Annotated in this window: 16 protein-coding genes; 5 read left to right on the forward strand and 11 right to left on the reverse strand. The window is 69.7% G+C overall.

Annotation, left to right across the window (positions count from 1 at the left end):
* Positions 1-116 precede the first annotated feature (116 nt).
* Entirely contained in the window at positions 117-1,784 is a 1,668-nt protein-coding gene (locus E0500_RS04050) for an LCP family protein (protein WP_131559372.1), read from the forward strand.
* Positions 1,785-1,893: 109 nt separating this feature from the next.
* A complete protein-coding gene (locus E0500_RS04055) occupies positions 1,894-2,256 on the forward strand; it encodes a four-helix bundle copper-binding protein (RefSeq protein ID WP_131559308.1) in 363 nt (120 codons plus the stop codon).
* 87 nt (positions 2,257-2,343) lie between these two features.
* Here E0500_RS04055 and E0500_RS04060 read toward each other — a convergent pair whose 3' ends face one another.
* The gene (locus E0500_RS04060; RefSeq protein WP_181586859.1) at positions 2,344-3,624 is read right to left on the reverse strand and encodes an LCP family protein; all 1,281 of its coding nucleotides are present in this window, start codon (positions 3,622-3,624) and stop codon (positions 2,344-2,346) included.
* Between the two features lie 340 nt (positions 3,625-3,964).
* Here E0500_RS04060 and E0500_RS04065 point away from each other — a divergent pair, with 340 nt between their 5' ends.
* Positions 3,965-4,711, forward strand: coding sequence for a ribosome-inactivating family protein (locus E0500_RS04065; protein WP_131559312.1), 747 nt, complete (start codon positions 3,965-3,967; stop codon positions 4,709-4,711).
* A gap of 68 nt (positions 4,712-4,779) precedes the next feature.
* Here the strand turns inward: E0500_RS04065 and E0500_RS04070 are convergent, their stop codons facing one another.
* A complete protein-coding gene (locus E0500_RS04070; protein WP_131559314.1) occupies positions 4,780-6,117 on the reverse strand; it encodes an LCP family protein in 1,338 nt (445 codons plus the stop codon).
* A 242-nt stretch (positions 6,118-6,359) separates the two neighbouring features.
* Between E0500_RS04070 and E0500_RS04075 the strand changes: the two genes are divergently transcribed.
* Positions 6,360-7,403 (forward strand): glycosyltransferase family 2 protein, encoded by a 1,044-nt coding sequence (locus E0500_RS04075; protein WP_131559316.1) that lies wholly within the window; start codon positions 6,360-6,362, stop codon positions 7,401-7,403.
* Positions 7,404-7,465: 62 nt separating this feature from the next.
* Here E0500_RS04075 and E0500_RS04080 read toward each other — a convergent pair whose 3' ends face one another.
* From E0500_RS04080 to E0500_RS04110, 7 genes are all read right to left on the reverse strand, one after another.
* Positions 7,466-8,182: a 3-keto-5-aminohexanoate cleavage protein gene (locus E0500_RS04080; protein WP_131559318.1), complete on the reverse strand. Its 717-nt coding sequence runs from the start codon at positions 8,180-8,182 to the stop codon at positions 7,466-7,468.
* A 48-nt stretch (positions 8,183-8,230) separates the two neighbouring features.
* On the reverse strand, positions 8,231-8,929 hold the full coding sequence (locus E0500_RS04085; RefSeq protein ID WP_131559320.1) for an RraA family protein: 699 nt from the start codon (positions 8,927-8,929) through the stop codon (positions 8,231-8,233).
* Between the two features lie 8 nt (positions 8,930-8,937).
* Complete coding sequence (locus E0500_RS04090) at positions 8,938-9,729, reverse strand: carbon-nitrogen hydrolase family protein (RefSeq protein ID WP_131559321.1); 792 nt, start codon at positions 9,727-9,729, stop codon at positions 8,938-8,940.
* Positions 9,730-9,874: 145 nt separating this feature from the next.
* Entirely contained in the window at positions 9,875-10,972 is a 1,098-nt protein-coding gene (locus E0500_RS04095; RefSeq protein WP_131559323.1) for an ABC transporter ATP-binding protein, read from the reverse strand.
* 1 nt (position 10,973) lies between these two features.
* On the reverse strand, positions 10,974-12,056 hold the full coding sequence (locus E0500_RS04100) for a PotD/PotF family extracellular solute-binding protein (RefSeq protein ID WP_131559325.1): 1,083 nt from the start codon (positions 12,054-12,056) through the stop codon (positions 10,974-10,976).
* Positions 12,057-12,170: 114 nt separating this feature from the next.
* Entirely contained in the window at positions 12,171-12,986 is an 816-nt protein-coding gene (locus tag E0500_RS04105) for an ABC transporter permease (protein ID WP_309504920.1), read from the reverse strand.
* On the reverse strand, positions 12,983-13,894 hold the full coding sequence (locus tag E0500_RS04110; RefSeq protein WP_309504921.1) for an ABC transporter permease: 912 nt from the start codon (positions 13,892-13,894) through the stop codon (positions 12,983-12,985). The genes E0500_RS04105 and E0500_RS04110 overlap by 4 nt, the downstream gene beginning before the upstream one ends.
* Before the next feature lie 320 nt (positions 13,895-14,214).
* On the opposite strand from E0500_RS04110, the gene E0500_RS04115 reads away from it, so the two are divergent.
* Positions 14,215-14,700, forward strand: coding sequence for an Lrp/AsnC family transcriptional regulator (locus E0500_RS04115; protein ID WP_181586860.1), 486 nt, complete (start codon positions 14,215-14,217; stop codon positions 14,698-14,700).
* On the opposite strand, the gene E0500_RS04120 is transcribed toward E0500_RS04115, so the two are convergent.
* Both E0500_RS04120 and E0500_RS04125 read right to left on the reverse strand, forming a co-directional pair.
* A complete protein-coding gene (locus E0500_RS04120; protein WP_131559328.1) occupies positions 14,701-15,171 on the reverse strand; it encodes an Lrp/AsnC family transcriptional regulator in 471 nt (156 codons plus the stop codon). It lies immediately after the preceding gene.
* Between the two features lie 101 nt (positions 15,172-15,272).
* Positions 15,273-16,430, reverse strand: coding sequence for an acyl-CoA dehydrogenase (locus tag E0500_RS04125; protein WP_131559330.1), 1,158 nt, complete (start codon positions 16,428-16,430; stop codon positions 15,273-15,275).
* Between the last annotated feature and the right edge of the window lie 63 nt (positions 16,431-16,493).

Below are 16,493 nucleotides of genomic sequence, written 5' to 3' on the forward strand. Positions count from 1 at the left end.
ATCGGACCTGTGACGCGTTCAAACCAGTCGTGAATACATCCGAGTTGGGCTTTCGACAGTCCAACAGTGCGCGGGGACGGTCCCGTTCGGCAGGCAGGGTGGGGAGGGGCAGGGAGTTGGTGCGCGGTGGTGTGCGAGAGGATCGTTGCCGGCCAGGGGTGCAGGAGGGCGGTGACGGCGGTGGCGACGGACAGCACGACGCCGGGAGCGGCCCGAAGGAGGACGGCGCTCCGGCGTCCGAGCCGCAGGGCGGCGGACAGCACGGCGGGGGTGGCCGCGAGCGCGGGAGCGTTCCCGGACGCCCACGCCGCAGACGCCGCGTCCTGCGCTGGTCGGCGACCGTCCTGGCGGTGCTGATACTCGGCACCGCGGGAGCGGGTTACCTCTACTACGAGCACCTCAACGGCAACATCAAGAAGGACGACCTGAACCTCGGTGACAAAGAGATCGCCGGGCCGACGCCGAACGCGGCCGGCCAGACCCCGCTGAACATCCTGCTCATCGGCTCGGACGCGCGGGACACCAAGGAGAACCAGAAGCTCGGCGGCGCCAGGGAGACCTTCGGTGGCACCCCGCTCGCGGACGTCCAGATGCTGCTGCACCTGTCCGCCGACCGCACCAACATGTCGGTCATCAGCATGCCCCGCGACACGCTGCTGCAGATCCCCAAGTGCACGGACCCCGACGACGGCGAGGTGTACCCGGCGTCCGCCGGCCGGGTGATGACCAACCAGTCGCTGGGCCGCGGCGGCCCCGGCTGTACGGTCGCGACCTGGCAGGAGCTGACCGGGATCCGTATCGACCACTTCATGATGGTGGACTTCGCGGGCGTGGTGTCGATGGCCGACGCGATCGGCGGCGTGCCCGTGTGCGTCACCGACAACATCTACTCCAAGGACAGCCAGGGCAAGGGCTCGGGCCTGAAGCTGGAGAAGGGCACGACGTACGTCAAGGGCGAGCAGGCACTGCAGTGGCTGCGCACCCGGTACGGCTTCGAGGACGGCAGCGACATCGCACGTGCCAAGGCGCAGCACCAGTACATGAACGCGATGGTCCGCGAGCTGCGCGAGAACGCCACGATCACCAACCCGAACAAGCTGCGCAACCTGGCCGAGGAGGCCACGGACGCCCTGACCGTCGACGACGGCCTGGGCACCGTGAAGAAGCTGTACGACCTCAGCACCCAGCTGCGCGGGGTCGAGCCCGAGCGGATCACGATGACGACGATGCCGTACACGTACGTCGGCGCCCGTGTGATCCCGAAGGAGGGCGACGCCGAGCAGTTGTTCCGGCTGGTGCGTGAGGACATCGCGCTGGACGGCAAGGACGAGAAGAAGCCGGCCACGGAAGAGACCTCGTCCGACCCGGCCGCCCCGGAGGACGAGATCGGTGTGCTCGTGCAGAACGGCACGAGGACACAGGCGCTCGGTCCGGCCGCCGGGCGCGCGGGCACGGTGAGCGGGCTGCTCGTGGAGAAGGGCTTCACCAGGGCCACGGCCGACCAGACCACGGCGGCAACCGAGGACGAGACCGTCGTGCGCTATCCGAGCGCGGAGCTGGAGGGCGACGCCCAGGCGGTCGCCAAGGCCCTGGGCATCCCGCTGGGCCAGGTGGAGAAGTCGACCGACGTCAGCGGGGTCACGCTCGTCGTGGGCGCGGACTGGCGCGAGGGGACGGCGTACCCGGCGAAGAAGGAGGACGACACGACGCCCGAGTCCGCCGACGCCCTGAACGGCGCCAACAAGAAGGCGTGCATGAAGGTGGACCCGAACTTCACCTGGTAGCTCCGCATGGCGGATTGTCCCCGTCCGCCCGATGGCGAGGGGTGGCCGGGTGGCGTACCACGGAAGGGTGAGGGCCCCGCACGGGGTCCCCGTCCCCCGAGGAGGAGCCATGCAGCAGACCGGATCCATGACCCCCATGAGCAAGGAGATGCAGGACTGCGTCCAGGCGTGCCTGTCCTGCCACGCCACGTGCGAGGAGACCATGAGCTCCTGCATGCAGATGGGCGGTCAGGCCCAGATGCAGATCATGCGCACGCTCATGGACTGCTCCGAGATGACCCGCATGTGTGCGGACATGATGATGCGCCGGTCGCCGATGTCGGCCGAGATGTGCGCCCTGTGCGCTCGCGCGTGTGACATGTGCGCGGAGGCGTGTATGTCCATGCCGGACGACCCGCAGATGATGCGCTGTGCCGAGGCCTGTCGCCGCTGCGCGGACATGTGCCGCTCGATGGCGGCCGCCATGGCGTGACCCGACCGGCCCCAGCCGAGGACGGCGAGAGGCCGCGCATCAGCGCGGCCTCTCACTGCTTCTCTGTGACGTTTCTACGTGACGCGGTCAGTTGCCCGAGACCGTCACCTTCTCGTCGTTCTTGAGTTCGTTGACGAGCTGCTTGACCTTCGTGGTGTCCCACTGGAGGTTGCCGTTCGGGGAGTTGCCCGAGATCGGGATGTTCATGGACTTGCCGTCGCCGCCCGTGACGCCCTTCATGGCCCAGAACATCTGGCCCAGGCTCCACAGGCTCATGTCCTTGTCGACGATGAGGGTGTCGAGACCCGCGCTCATCGTCGGGTACAGCTTGAACGGGTTGAGGATCGTGCTCGGCGTCGCCGTCTGGCTGGCCAGGGCCGAGAGGAACTTCTGCTGGTTCTTCGTGCGGTCCAGGTCACTGCCGGCGAGGGCGTACCGGGTGCGGACGAAGGCGAGGGACTGCTCACCGTTCAGGGTCTGCTTGCCCGCCTCGAAGTTGGCACCGGACTTGGTGTCCTTCATGCCGCCCTTGGGGATGTCGATCTCCACGCCGCCGACCGCGTCGACGATGTTCGCGAAGCCCGCGAAGCCGATCTCCACGTAGTGGTCGATGTGCAGGCCCGTGTTGGCCTCGACGGTACGGACCAGCAGCTCGGGCCCGTCCTCCGCGTACGCCGCGTTCAGCTTCACCTGGCGGCCGGTGCCCTCGTAGGTCTTGCCGGACTCGGAGCCCTTGTAGCTGGGGATCGTGACGTTCGAGTCGCGGGGCAGCGATATGAGCGTGGGCCCGTTGCTGCCGGTGTGCAGGATCAGCATCGAGTCGGTGCGCTTGCCCTCGGCGGACCCGGTGCGGAGCTGCTTCTTCTGCTCGTCGGACAGGCCGGCGCGGCTGTCGGAGCCGACGATCAGGTAGTTCGTACCGTCGCCCGCCTCCGGCCGGTCGATCACCTTGGAGAGGTCGACCTCGCGGTTCAGCTTGGAGTCCGCCCAGAAGTACGTGCCGACGGACCACGCGACCAGCACGGTCACCAGCGTGATCGCCGTCCACTTGATACGGCGGCGCCAGTTCGGGGCGGGCCGGTCGCCGTGTCCCCCGTAACCGCCGTGGCCCCCGGACCCACCGTCCCGCTGCCCGTAGACCTGGCCGGTGTTGTATCCGTTGCCGTACGGATCGGGCGTGCCGTAACCATCGCCGTACCCGTCGTTGTACGACTGCTGCGGCGGCACCCCGCCCTGCGGGGGCGCCCCCGCAGGGCCCCGCCTCACCTGTCGCATGACGCGCGCGCCCTCGGGCTGTGCGCTCGCACCACCGCGGCCGTAACCACCGCCACGGTTGTTGTCGGACCATCCCTCGGGCCAGTTATTCATGCGCCCCAGTGTGCAGTGCCCAGCCATGCCCTTTACAAGGGTCGTCGGAAAACAGAGGCGGGGCTGTTGCGAAGCTAACACAAATCGCACAAATGTCAGTGCGGGCAATTGGTGGGGGCCATGACAGACCAGGCCACCACCTCGGAACCCGATATTCCGGGCAACCCGGCCGCAATGTGCCGTTGGACACGTCACACGAGTCAACGCCCGGGAAACCTGTCGGTACTGGCCGGTTGGGACATCTGCCTCTGGTTGCCTCTGAGGGACCTGAACAGACTCGCGCACCCCTGGAGATCCGGGACAATCCCGTCCCGCCGCGGCGCGAGAAGGAGTCCTCGGCATGCACCTGCACGTGGCGACGCCCGAACCTCCGGTCCACGGCCCCGGTCACCACCACCATGCCCGTCGGATCTCGGGGAAGTTCCTGGCGCTCTACCTCCTCATCTCCGGTGTGCTCGCCGGCGCCGTCCTGGTGGCCCCCCAGTTCGACGAGAAGGCGGGCGCCATCGACGGCAACGGCGACATCACCTGGGACGTCAATGACGGTCTGCCGGCGTACCGGGCGATGATCAAGGCGGTCCGTGAGCGAGCGGCCGGTGGAGGGATGCCGGACGAAGAGGCGCCGTGGGCCGCCCACGTCTTCGCGGTCGGCCTGCGGGCCGGCGAAGCCCCCGGGAACCCGGACGCGCCGCGCGTCAGCCTGCTCGTACAGGCGCGGGCCCTGGTCGTCATCGGCTACCGGCTCAGGACACCGCGTGGCCACGACCGCTTCTTCTGCTTCCGGGGCACGGAGTGCGGCGGCACCCCCGACGGGTTGCGCTTCAGGGGCGATCACCGCGACATGGAGCGGGTCGGCGGCAGAAGCCTGGCCGGCCTCGTGATCGACGAACAGCTGGTGACGAGGGCGTTCACGACGCTCCGGGACGACACCGACCGGGCCTCGACGGCCCGGGCGCTGATGGTCCTCACCGTGACCGTCTCGGAGGCCGCGCGGTCCGACGCGCTGGAGCAGGCCTTCCGGCCGGCCTTCGGCGACGGTTCGCACACCGTGTCCCGGGCCGAGGCGGAGCTGATGACCTCACACTGACCTCGCACGGACCCAGTTTCCGACTTCCCTCTGACGACCGGCGGGCACGGCACCACCGCCCCGGTCCTCTACCCGCACGAGACCTCGTCCCCGGTCACCACCCCGGACTCCCCCTGGTCCGCGTCGGCGGCCCGGACCTTCCGTACCTTCTTGAAGTCTGTCCCGGCGATCACCTTCAGGGTCGCCCCCTGTCCTGGCATCTCCCGCATCTCGGCCCCCGGCAGGGCGGCCGCGAGGGACCGGGCGGAGCGGTCCCAGCGCGGGTCGTACTCGACGATCGTGCGCTCCACGTTCCGGACCTGCGCGTTCACGGGCACCCCGGTCGTACGGAACCCGACGGCCGCCAGCCGGCCGTCCACCCGCTTGGCGAGCCCGTCCACGATCGTGCCGTTCTCCACCTGGACGTGGATCTGCTCGGGCGCCACCTCGACACGGACGGCGCGGCTCCGTCGCGCCTTGTGCGGAGCCAGGGGCCTGTCGTCGCGCAGGGCCCCGAAGAGACGGTCCGACCTGGCCTCGTCCCACTTCAGCGTCGAGCCGACCCCCTTCACGGCGTACCCCATCTGCCCGATGGGGACCGTGGCGAACTCGGACGAAGCGGGCGAGAAGTTGCGCATCGCCCGCCCCAGAGTGAGCAGTTCCCGAGTGCCGAACCCCTCGTCCGCGCGCACCGATCCGAGGACGGCCCCCGTGACGTCACGGAACTTCATCGGGTTCAGCAGCACCCCGGAGGACGTGGACTGCTCGATGAGCGACGCCAGAAAGCGCTGCTGGCGCTGCATCCGGCCCAGGTCGGAGGACCCGTCGGTGTGGCGGGAGCGCACGTACTGCAGGGCCTGGCCGCCGTTCAGCCGGTGCGAGCCGGCGGGAAGGTCGAGGCCGGTGTACCGGTCTCTCAGCGGGTAGCGGGTGCAGATCTCGATGCCGCCGAGCACGTCCACGGTCTTCATGAAGCTGATGAAGTCGACCTCCAGATAGTGGTCGATCTTGACCTTCGTCATGTGCTCGACCGTGCGCACGGTCAGCTGCGGGCCGCCCTCCGCGTACGCCGCGTTCAGCTTGACCGGGTGCGAGGCATGCAGCTCGCCGGTGTTGCGGTCGGTGTGCTCGGGGGTCTCGGCGTACGAGTCGCGCGGCAGGCTCACCACGCTGGCGCGCTCCCGGTCCTCCGAGATGTGCACGATCATCATCGTGTCCGTGCAGTGACAGGGTGCCCCGCCGAGCCGGTACCTGCGCCGCTCCTCCTGCGTGACCTGGTCACGCCCGTCCGTGCCGACGAGCAGGATGTTCGTGCCGTGGCCCGCCTCCGGGCGGTTCTTCATGTCCTTGAAGGGGTCGACGCGGGCGATGTCGTTGTCGAGGCCGGTGAGCATCGCGTGCCCGATGCCCGCGGAGGCGAGCACCATCACGGAAAGCGTGGTCACCGCCCGCGCGGCCCAGCCCGACCGGGTGCGCCGTACACGCGGCCGTCGCGGGCGGGACGGCCTCGGCCGGGCAGGGCGGCGGAGCGGTCGGGGCACGGGGGACACCTCCGCGAGGGCTGGGGCGTGGGATCCGTGAGCACCGTAGGCCGATACGATCTGCTGCCCGGCCCAGCGGCCGGGCGGCGCGCGTCGGTGTCCCCCGTTCGCGGTAACGTGAGCCCCCTATGAACGCCAAGCCCGACGTGCAGCTCCCCGCCGTGTCCGTCATCATGCCCGTCCTCAACGAGGAGCGGCATCTGCGCGGCGCCGTCCACGCGATCCTCGCCCAGGAGTACGCCGGCGAGATGGAGGTGGTGATCGCCCTCGGTCCCTCCGCGGACCGCACGGACGAGATCGCCGCCGAGCTCGTACGCGAGACCGCGTCCCACACGAACAAGCGCGTGCACACGGTCCCGAACCCGACGGGCCGCACCCCCGCCGCACTGAACGCCGCGATCAAGGCCTCACGCCACCCGATCGTGGTACGCGTCGACGGGCACGGCATGTTGTCGCCGAACTACATAGCGACGGCCGTACGGCTCCTGGAGGAGACCGGCGCGCAGAACGTCGGCGGCATCATGCACGCCGAGGGGGAGAACGACTGGGAGCACGCGGTCGCCGCCGCGATGACCTCGAAGATAGGGGTGGGCAACGCGGCCTTCCACACGGGCGGCGAGGCCGGCCCGGCGGAGACGGTCTACCTGGGCGTCTTCCGGCGCGCGGCCCTCGAACAACAGGACGGCTACAACGAGGAGTTCATCCGCGCCCAGGACTGGGAGCTGAACTTCCGCATCCGCGAGGCGGGCGGGCTGGTCTGGTTCTCGCCCGAGCTGAAGGTGTCGTACCGTCCGCGTCCGTCGGTCAAAGCCCTGGCCAAGCAGTACAAGGACTACGGGCGTTGGCGCCATGTCGTGGCCCGCTTCCACCAGGGTTCCATCAACCTGCGCTACCTCGCCCCGCCGGCCGCGGTGTGCGCGATCGCGGCGGGGATCGTCGTGGGGGCCGCACTGACTCCCTGGGGGTTCGTCGTCCCCGGCGGTTATCTCGCGGCGATCGTGGCCGGGTCACTGCCGGCGGGCAAGGGGCTGCCGCTGAAGGCACGGCTCCAGATCCCCGTCGCCCTCGCCACCATGCACATGTCCTGGGGCTTCGGCTTCCTGACCAGCCCGCGCTCCCTGGCGAAGCGGGTCATCGCGTCCCGGCGGCCGGCGGTACTGGCCGAGAGCTGAGCGGTCGTCGGACTGCTCGGCGGTCGTCGGACTGCTGACCGGCCCGCCCGGCCCACGCGTCGTCATACGGTCATGGCGCGGGCGGCGCGGACGAGTGCGGTGTTGTCCGGGGCCGTAGTGCCGTCGGGGAGGTGGATTCCGTCCTCGAATCCGATGCGCGTCTGGTGGCCGTCCTTCAGGGCGGCGCGCAGCACCGGCCATGTCGTGGCGTCCTCGCCGTGGTAGAGGAGGGGACAGGCCACCCCGGCCGCGCGAATGCGGGCGGCCATCTCCCGGGCATGGGCCACGGCGGTCTCCGGGTCGGTGTCCATGGGCTCGATGAGAACGCGCACGTTCGCGTGGAGTGTCGGGGACGCGAGCAGGGCCGGGACGTCGTCCGTACTCCACACCGCGCTCTCCAGGTCCATACCGCGGGCGACCACCAGGGACGCCGTCTCGGCGGCGCCCTCCTCACTGAAGGCGACCGAGGCGAAGTCCGGCAGCACCTCCCATGCCTTGACCAGCGCGTATCGCTCCTCGGGGCCCGAGCAGGTCCACAGACCGGTGGTGGTGCCGAGGATCGCGCCGGGTGCCGTGGAGCGGACCTCGCGCAGCACCTCGGCGAGGGCGTCCGGGCGGATGGTCTGGCCTCCGTCCCCGTCCCGGACGTGGAGGTGGACGACGTCCGCGCCGGCGGCGATCACGGCGGCGGTGTCCACGGCGAGTTCCCGCGCGGTGACCGGGACCGCGGGATGCTCGGCCTTGCTGCGTCCGCCGTTGACGGCTGCCTTGAGGAACACGGGATCTTCCTTACTGGTTGGGGGGTGATGGTGGTGTGCGGGTGCGGGCTAGGGGTTCTCGGTGGGTGCGGCGGCGGACAGCAGTTTCTGCACCGTCGCCGTGGCTCCGGTGAGCGTGCCCAGCGGGCTGCCGGCATACAGTTCGGCGACGATCGAGGGTTCCTCGGCGTCGTCGGCGAGCGCCTCGTCGAGTACCGAGGCGAGGCGTGCGGCGGGCGCGATCAGCAGGCCGTTGGCGTCGCCCAGGACCAGGTCGCCCGCCCGGACGGGCACGCCGCCACAGGAGACGGGGACGTTCAGGCCGCCGTCGGGAATCCCGTGCAGCTTGGTGGTCAGCAAGGATGTGCCGTACGCGTAGACCGGCAGGCCGAGTGCGCGCAGCGCGTCGACGTCCGTGCAGACGCCGTCCACGACCGCGCCCGCTGCCCCGCGCGCGACGAGGGCGTTGACGACGACCTCGCCGAGGGGGGCGTGCCGGCGGTCCCCGCCGCAGTCGACGACCACGACGTCACCGGGGCCGACGAGGCCGGCGGTGTGGTGCAGCAGGGTGGAGTCGGTGGGGGTGATGCGTACGGTCACCGCACGGCCGACGAGTCGGGCCGTGCCGGCGACGCGCTGGAGCAGCGGTTCGCAGAACCCCTCCTCCAGGTAGTGGCCGAGGGTGGCGAAGTCGACCTCGGTGAGGCGCCCCGCCAACCCGCTGTCGAGAGGCGGGAGTTCGGACATGTTCCGGATGTCGAGCGGCATGGTGGCGGTCACCTCGGTCCGATGATGATGCGGCGGTTGCGGAGCACCGGCAGGATGGTGCGGGCCCGGTCGATGCGGTGCTTGTCGGCGTCGACCACGAACAGGGCGCGTTCCTCCTCGCCGAGCGCGCCGCGGACGATGCCCAGCGGGTCGACGGCCATGCTCATCCCGATGCAGTCGGGTGTGGTGAGCGAGGCGGCCACCACCCAGCAGGTGTTCTCGATCGCCCTGGTGCGCAGCAGCGTCGTCCAGTGGTCCTCCTTCAGCGGGCCGCGCACCCACGCCGCGGACACCGACAGCAGGTCGGCGCCCATCTCCACCAGGGAGCGGGTGAACTCGGGGAACCTGACGTCGTAGCAGTTGACCAGCCCGACGTTGAACTCGCCTATGCGGACGACGCAGGGCCCTTCGTCGCCGCGCTGGACCTCGCGGGACTCCCGGTAGTCGAAGGCGTCGTACAGGTGCATCTTCCGGTAGCGGCCCAGGAGTTCACCGTCGGCGGCGACGGCCGCGATGGTGTTGTACGGGAGGGCGGCGCCGCTGCCCTCGTAGCCGCCGGCGATCACCGCGGCGCCGTGGGTGGTCGCGATGCGGGACAGCCCGTCGAGGAAGGCGGGCCAGTGTGCCTCGGCGATGTCCCGCAGGGGCTCTGCGGCGGCCTCGGCGGGAATCATCGACTCCTCGGGAAAGATGACGAGTTCGGCGCCCGCCGCCACGGCCTCGCCGACCATGTCCTCAATGGCGGCCAGGTTGTCGCCGACATCGGCGGTGGGGGCGAACTGGGCTGCGGCGACCTTCAAGGCCGTGTCTCCTTGCTGTGGCGGTGTGTCACGGGGTGCGGGTGCGGCACGGGGTGCGGGCGGGTGCGGCACGGGGTACGGGTGCGGCACAGACGTACGCGTGTGTCACTGGGGCGCGGGTGTGTCCCGGGGTGCGGCTCGGTGGTCACTCGGCCAGGAACCGGGAGGCCCGCGGATCCCAGTGGGCCCACACCTGCCCGCCGGCCGAGAGCCCGGCGGGTTCCGCGCCGTGCGTCTCGGCGACGAACGCGCCGCCGTCGGCGAGAGCGAGGTGGTAGCGGGTGGCGCTGCCGAGGTAGACGACCTGCTGGAGGGTGGCGGGCAGGGCCGCCCAGCCGGGCGGCAGTGCGGACTCCCCCGAGCAGATGCGGACGTTCTCGGGCCGGACGGCGAGATGCCCCGCGCCGGAGAAGCCGCCCGCCGGGAGCGGCACGGTTCCCAGGCCCTCCACTCTCAGGCCGGTACCGTCCGCCTTTCCCGTCAGGAAGTTGGAGGTGCCGATGAACTCGGCGACGAAACGCGTGGCCGGACGCTCGTAGATCTGCTCGGGGGTGCCGACCTGGATGACCCGGCCGCCGTGCATGACCGCGATGCGGTCGGACATGGTCAGGGCCTCCTCCTGGTCGTGAGTGACCGTCACGAACGTGACCCCGACCTCGCGCTGGATCTTCTTCAGCTCCAGTTGCATCTCGGCCCGCAGTTTTTTGTCGAGCGCGCCGAGCGGTTCGTCGAGCAGGAGCAGGGAGGGCCGGCCGATCAGCGCTCGGGCGATGGCGACACGCTGGCGCTGGCCGCCGGAGAGCTGGGAGACGGCACGGTCGCCGAAACCCTCGAGGCGGACGAGTGCGAGTGCCTCGCGGACCGCCTCCGAGATCGCCGCCTTGGGACGGGACCTGCGGACCTTCAGCTCGAAGGCGATGTTGTCGTGGACGCTCAAGTGCGGGAAGAGGGCGTAGCTCTGGAAGAGCATGTTCAGGTCCCGCTTGTGCGGCGGAACGCCGACCGCCGGGACGCCGCCGAGGGCGATCTCCCCCTCGGTGGGCTCCTCGAAGCCGGTGATCATGCGCATCAGCGTGGTCTTGCCGCAGCCGGAAGGGCCGAGGATGGAGAAGAACTCGTTCTGCCGGATGTCGAGGGTCACGCCCCGTACGGCGTGCGTGCGGCCGAAGGCCTTGCCGACGCCGGTCAGCTTCACGGCCGGCGCGGCGGCGACGGAAGCGGCGGTTGACTGGTGGACGGTCATGTCAGGACGCCTTCACCTTGGTCCAGCCCTGCTGGAAGTACTGCATGGCGGTGCCCGGGTCGAGCAGGAAGTCGGCCTTGACGATGGTGGCGTTGGGCGCGTAGATCGCCGTGTTGGCCAGGGCCTCCTTGTTCTTGACGTAGGAGCGGGCCGCCTGGTTGGCGCTGGCCGAGGAGCCGTCGTCGGTCACCTTGGCGGCGACCTCGGGGCGCAGCGTGTAGTTGATGAACTTGTAGGCCGAGGTGGTGTTCTTGGCGCCCTTGGGGATGGCGAACCCGTCGGTCCACACCGAGCCGCCCTCATCGGGGATCACGTAGTGGACGTGGGGGTCGGACTGCACGACCTTGGCCATCGCGGTGCCGCTCCACGCCTGGGCCGCGCACGCCTGGCCGCCGGCGAGCAGTTGCGGGTAGTTGGTCGAGTTGTAGCCCGCCAGGATCTTCTTCTGCTTCTGCAGGGCCGCCGTGGCCTCGGCGATCTGGTCCTTGTCGGTGCTGGTGGCGCGGTGGCCGGTGACCTGGAGCCCGGCGATGTAGGACGCCAGCATGTTGTCGAGCATGTACAGCTTGCCCTTGTACTTGGGGTCGAAGAGCGTCTTCCAGCTGGTCGCCGTCTTGATGCACTTGTCGTTGTAGGCGAAGCCGGTCGTGCCCCAGATCCACGGGACGCTGTACTTGTTGCCCTTGTCGTACGACGGGCTGCGGAACTTGAGGGCGAGATTGCCCAGGCCCTTGATCTTCGAGTGGTCCAGGGGCTGGATGAGCTGCTGCCCGATGAGCTGCTGCACCGTGTACTGGCTGGGCTCGACCAGGTCGTACCCGGAGGAGCCGGAGCTGAGCTTGGCGGTCATCGTCTCGTTGCTGTCGAAGGTGTCGACGGTGACCTTGATGCCGGTCTCCTTCTCGAAGCCCTTCACCACGCTGTCGGGGATCTCCCCGGCCCAGGCGTAGACGTGCAGGTTCTTGCCGCCGCCGGAGGAGGAGGCGGCATCGGAGCCGGAGCCTCCGCAGGCGGTGGCGAACAGGGCGGTGCTGACGGCGACGGAGGTGGCCAGGAGGGTTCTGGAGGCGGCGCGACGGGACATGACGGGGCCTTTCGAGAACGTACGGAGGAGAAGGGGACGTACGTACGGCGGGTGCGGGTGCCGAGGAGGGGCGGAGTCCGGAGAGGAGGAGTGCGGAGGGAGGGAGTGCGGGGTTCAGCCGGGCGTGCGGTCGCCGCCGACGAGGATGCGGCGCATCTGGCGCAGGCCCGCGCCGAGCACGATCAGGAAGGTGAACAGGACGAGGAGCGTGCCGAGCGCGTTGATCTCGGGGGTGAGCCCGCCCTTGAGCAGGGAGTAGACGCGCAGCGGGAGCGTGGTGGTGCCGACGCCGCTGGTGAAGGTCGACATCACGATGTTGCCGAAGGAGATGGTGAAGCAGAGCAGCCAGGCCGCCACCAGCGCCTGCCGGAGCAGCGGAAGGGTCACACGGCGAAAGCCCTGCCAGGCGTTGCATCCGAGGTCGGCGGCGGCCTCGTCGAGCGCGGGATCGAGGGCGCCGTGGGCCCCCAGGACGATGAGGGCCGCGTACGGCAGGGTCACCACGAGGTGGCCGAGGACGAGAGTGGTCAGGCCCAGGTCGGCGCGGAGGGTGCCGAACACCGCCAGGAGGGCCACGCCGAGGACGATCTCGGGGATGATCAGCGGCAGGAACAGCCCGCCCGAGAAGGCCACCCGGAAGCGGCGGCCGAGCCGGGCCATGCCCATCGCGGCCAGCAGTCCGCCGGCGGTGGCCAGGGTCGCGGACGCCACGCCGACCTCGGCGCTGATCCGCAGCGCGGACAGCAGGTCGGTGTCGCCGGCGAGTACGCCGTACCAGCGGGTGCTGAAGCCGGCCCACTTGTAGGTGACGTCGGAGCCGTTGAAGGAGAGGACGACAACGACCACGATCGGCACGTAGAGGAAGACGATGACACCGCGGGCCAGCCAGCCGGTGGCGCGGTCGGGCAGGGACTTCACGACGGACTTCACGACGCCTTCCTCCTCAGCCGCCCGGCCGCGGTGCCGAACACCGCCAGCGAGACGATCATCAGCGTCAGCAGCACGACGGAGGCCGCCGCGCCCATGGGCTGGTTCCGGAACTCGGTGTAGAGGGTGACGATGAGGTTGCCGACGAGCTCGTGCTTGCCCCCGCCGAGCAGGACCGGGATCACGAAGACACCGAGTGTGGGGACGAAGGTGAGCAGTGCCGCCGCCAGCAGTCCGGGGCGGGCCAGCGGCAGCAGAACCTTGGTGTGCACCCGCCACCAGCCGCAGCCCAGGTCCCGCGCGGCCTCACCGAGTGCCGGGTCGACACCGCGCAGGGAGGCGTACACCGGGAAGATCGCGGTCGGCAGGAAGGCGTAGACCAGGCCGACGAAGGAGGCGCCCTGGCTGGGGATCCAACGGGTCGGTCCGTCGGTCAGTCCGAGGGCGTCGGTGAGGGTGTTCACCGGGCCGCCCGGGCTGAGCAGATTGATCCAGGCGAAGGTCCGCACCAGGAAGTCGGTCCAGAACGGCACGATGATCAGCAGGAGCAGCAGTCCCTGGCGCTGCGGCGGCCGCCCGGCGAGGTAGTACGAGACCACGTAGCCGAGGACCAGACACACGACGGTGTTCAGTGCCGCCATGCCGAGGCTGTAGCCGAACACCTTCAGATAGACCGGGTCCAGCAGCTGGTGGTAGTTCGCCAGCGTGAAGCCCCCTTGGATGCCGCCGTACGGATCGGCGGTCGCGAAGCTGTCGCGTACGACCAGCACCAGCGGTACCAGCACCAGTGCGACGATCGTGACCCCGGCGGGCGCGAGGAGGGCCGCGGTGACGGCGACGTTCCGGAAGCCGGACCGCCGTGCGGGGGCGGTCGGCGGAGCCGGTGCGTGCGCCGGCGCGGTGACGGTCACCAGGGCCTCAGTGGCGGCAGGGGAGGGGGTGCGTGCATGTGCTGTGCCTCCTTGGCTTCCGGGGATTCCGGCCGGGCGGCCACCGCGGTCCGCGCGGTCGCCGCGGTCGTCCCGGGTTGCGCAACAGCTTCAGGCAGAGATACAGGCGGTGAACAGGCGCCACTGCATCGAATCGAGTGGAAATACTCACCCTGTTCCACGCATCTCGCAGTCCGGCCCGATCCCGCCCGATCCCGCCCGGACGCCCGCCGCCGTTCTGGCCGGGTGATGGCCGGGTGATGATGGAGGCGACACGGGAGAGCGGGAGAGGAGGTGGTGACGTGATCGATGACCTGGACCGGCAGATCATCGACCAGCTGCGGGTCGACGGCCGTCGCTCCTTCGGCGAGATCGGCCGCTCCATCGGTCTGTCCGAGGCGTCCGTACGGGCCCGCTTCCAGCGTCTGCAGCGCCAGGGAGTGATTCAGGTCGTGGGCATGACGGACGCGGTGCGGCTGGGCGAGGTGGAGGTGCACCTGGCCGTGCGCGTCCACCACATCCCGGTGTCGCTGGTCGCGCGCGAGCTGTCCCGGATGCCGGAGGTGCGGTACGTCGCTTCCTGCGTCGGACCCTACGACCTGATCGTGGACGTCCGCTGCCGCGACCTCGCGCACCTGTCCGAGCTGCTCACCGAACGGGTCCGCCGGGTGAACGGGGTGGCCCACGCGGAGGCGCTGACCGTCCTCGAAGTGCTCAAGGACACGTATCTGTGGGCGGGTTTCCGGGAACTGTCGGCGGCGCCGGGCGAGCGGATCCTCCCGCCGTGATCATTCCCCGGCCTCGCTCTGGCCCACCGCGCTGTCGAGACCGTTCCACGAATAGTCCTTGAACAGTTCGAGAAGCAGCAGGACCTGCACCCTGGAGACACCCGGCAGCATCCGGATGTCGTCGAGGAGCTGCACCAACTGTCCCTGATCGCGGCAGGTGCCCTCCAGGAAGATGTCCTGGCTTCCGGCACACAACGCCACATGGTTGATCATCGGCATGTCCGCGAGGCTCTTGGCGACCGCGCGGGGCGTCAGGTCGCGCACCCGGATCATCAGCCGGACGGACTGATGCCCCAGCGTGAGCGGGTTGCACAGCGCCACGATCCGCAGGGCTCCGCTCTCCTGGAGCCGCGACACCCGCTGGCGCACGGTGGCCTCGGACACACCGAGATCCCGGGCGAGTGCCGTGTACGGCGTCCGCCCGTCACGCGTGAGCGTCTGCATGATCTTGCGGTCCAGGTCGTCGATCACAGGAGGCCTCCTCTCAGATCGTATGACGCCACAGGCGAACGGCCCTCGGCGTGCTGCCGAGGGCCGTGGTGTTTCGGTGTTTCTGCGGGTCAGGCGCCCTGCTACGGCAGGTTCCTGGCCATGACGATCCGCTGCACCTGATTCGTGCCTTCATAAATCTGCGTGATCTTGGCGTCACGCATCATCCGCTCCACCGGATAGTCCCGCGTGTAGCCGTAACCCCCCAGCAACTGCACCGCGTCCGTAGTGACCTCCATCGCCACGTCCGACGCGAAACACTTCGCCGCCGCGCCCTGGAAGGTGAGGTCGCTGTCGCCGCGTTCGGACTTGCAGGCGGCCGCGTACGTCAGCTGGCGGGCCGCCTCGATCTTCATGGCCATGTCCGCGAGCATGAACTGGATGCCCTGGAAGTCGGCGACCGGCTTGCCGAACTGCTTGCGCTCCCGGACATAGCCCTTGGCGTAGTCGAGGGCGCCCTGGGCGACGCCGAGGGCCTGGGCGGCGATCGTGATGCGGGTGTGGTCCAGCGTCCTCATCGCCGTCGCGAAGCCCGTGCCCTCCTCGCCGATCATGCGGTCGGCCGGGATGCGGACGTTGTCCAGGTAGACCTCGCGGGTCGGGGAGCCCTTGATGCCGAGCTTCTTCTCGGGGGCGCCGAAGGAGACGCCCTCGTCCGACTTCTCGACGACGAAGGCCGATATGCCCTTCGAGCGCTTGGTGGGGTCGGTGACCGCCATCACCGTGTAGTAGTCGGAAACCCCGGCGTTCGTGATCCAGCGCTTCACGCCGTTCAGGACGTAGTGGTCGCCGTCGCGGACCGCCTTCGTCTTCATGCCCGCCGCGTCGGAGCCCGCGTCCGGCTCGGAGAGGCAGTACGAGAACATCCCGTCACCCTTGGCCAGGGAGGCCAGATACTTCTTCTTCAGCTCCTCGGAGCCGGAGAGGATCACCGGGAGGGAGCCCAGCTTGTTGACGGCGGGGATGAGGGAGGAGCTGACGCAGACGCGGGCCACCTCCTCGATCACGATCACCGTGGCGAGGGCGTCCGCGCCCGCGCCGCCGTACTCCTCGGGTACGTGCACGGCGTGCAGGTCGTTCGCGACCAGCGCGTCGAGGGCCTCCTGAGGGAAGCGGGCCTCCTCGTCCACGGCGGCGGCGTACGGCGCGATCTTCGCCTCGGCGAGGGCGCGGATCGCGTCGCGGAGCATGTCGTGCTCCTCGGACGGGCGGTACAGGTCGAAGTAAGCCGATCCGGCCAAGGTCTCTCACGCTCCAAAGACGGGGTGGACTCACGCTAACTACCGTTAAGTAACCCAGTAAGT

The organism is Streptomyces sp. KM273126 (assembly GCF_004337435.2).
Classification (GTDB): Bacteria; Actinomycetota; Actinomycetes; order Streptomycetales; family Streptomycetaceae; genus Streptomyces; species Streptomyces acidicola.

Bases quoted from the DNA above. Each gene is read 5' to 3' on its own strand.
- E0500_RS04070 (WP_131559314.1), bottom strand. From the start codon at position 6,117: ATGGTGCTCGCCTCCGCGGGCATCGGGCACGCGATGCTCACCGGCCTC.
- E0500_RS04060 (WP_181586859.1), bottom strand. From the start codon at position 3,624: ATGAATAACTGGCCCGAGGGATGGTCCGACAACAACCGTGGCGGTGGT.
- E0500_RS04095 (WP_131559323.1), bottom strand. From the start codon at position 10,972: ATGACCGTCCACCAGTCAACCGCCGCTTCCGTCGCCGCCGCGCCGGCC.
- E0500_RS04100 (WP_131559325.1), bottom strand. From the start codon at position 12,056: ATGTCCCGTCGCGCCGCCTCCAGAACCCTCCTGGCCACCTCCGTCGCC.
- E0500_RS04075 (WP_131559316.1), top strand. From the start codon at position 6,360: ATGAACGCCAAGCCCGACGTGCAGCTCCCCGCCGTGTCCGTCATCATG.
- E0500_RS04055 (WP_131559308.1), top strand. From the start codon at position 1,894: ATGCAGCAGACCGGATCCATGACCCCCATGAGCAAGGAGATGCAGGAC.
- E0500_RS04085 (WP_131559320.1), bottom strand. From the start codon at position 8,929: ATGCCGCTCGACATCCGGAACATGTCCGAACTCCCGCCTCTCGACAGC.
- E0500_RS04065 (WP_131559312.1), top strand. From the start codon at position 3,965: ATGCACCTGCACGTGGCGACGCCCGAACCTCCGGTCCACGGCCCCGGT.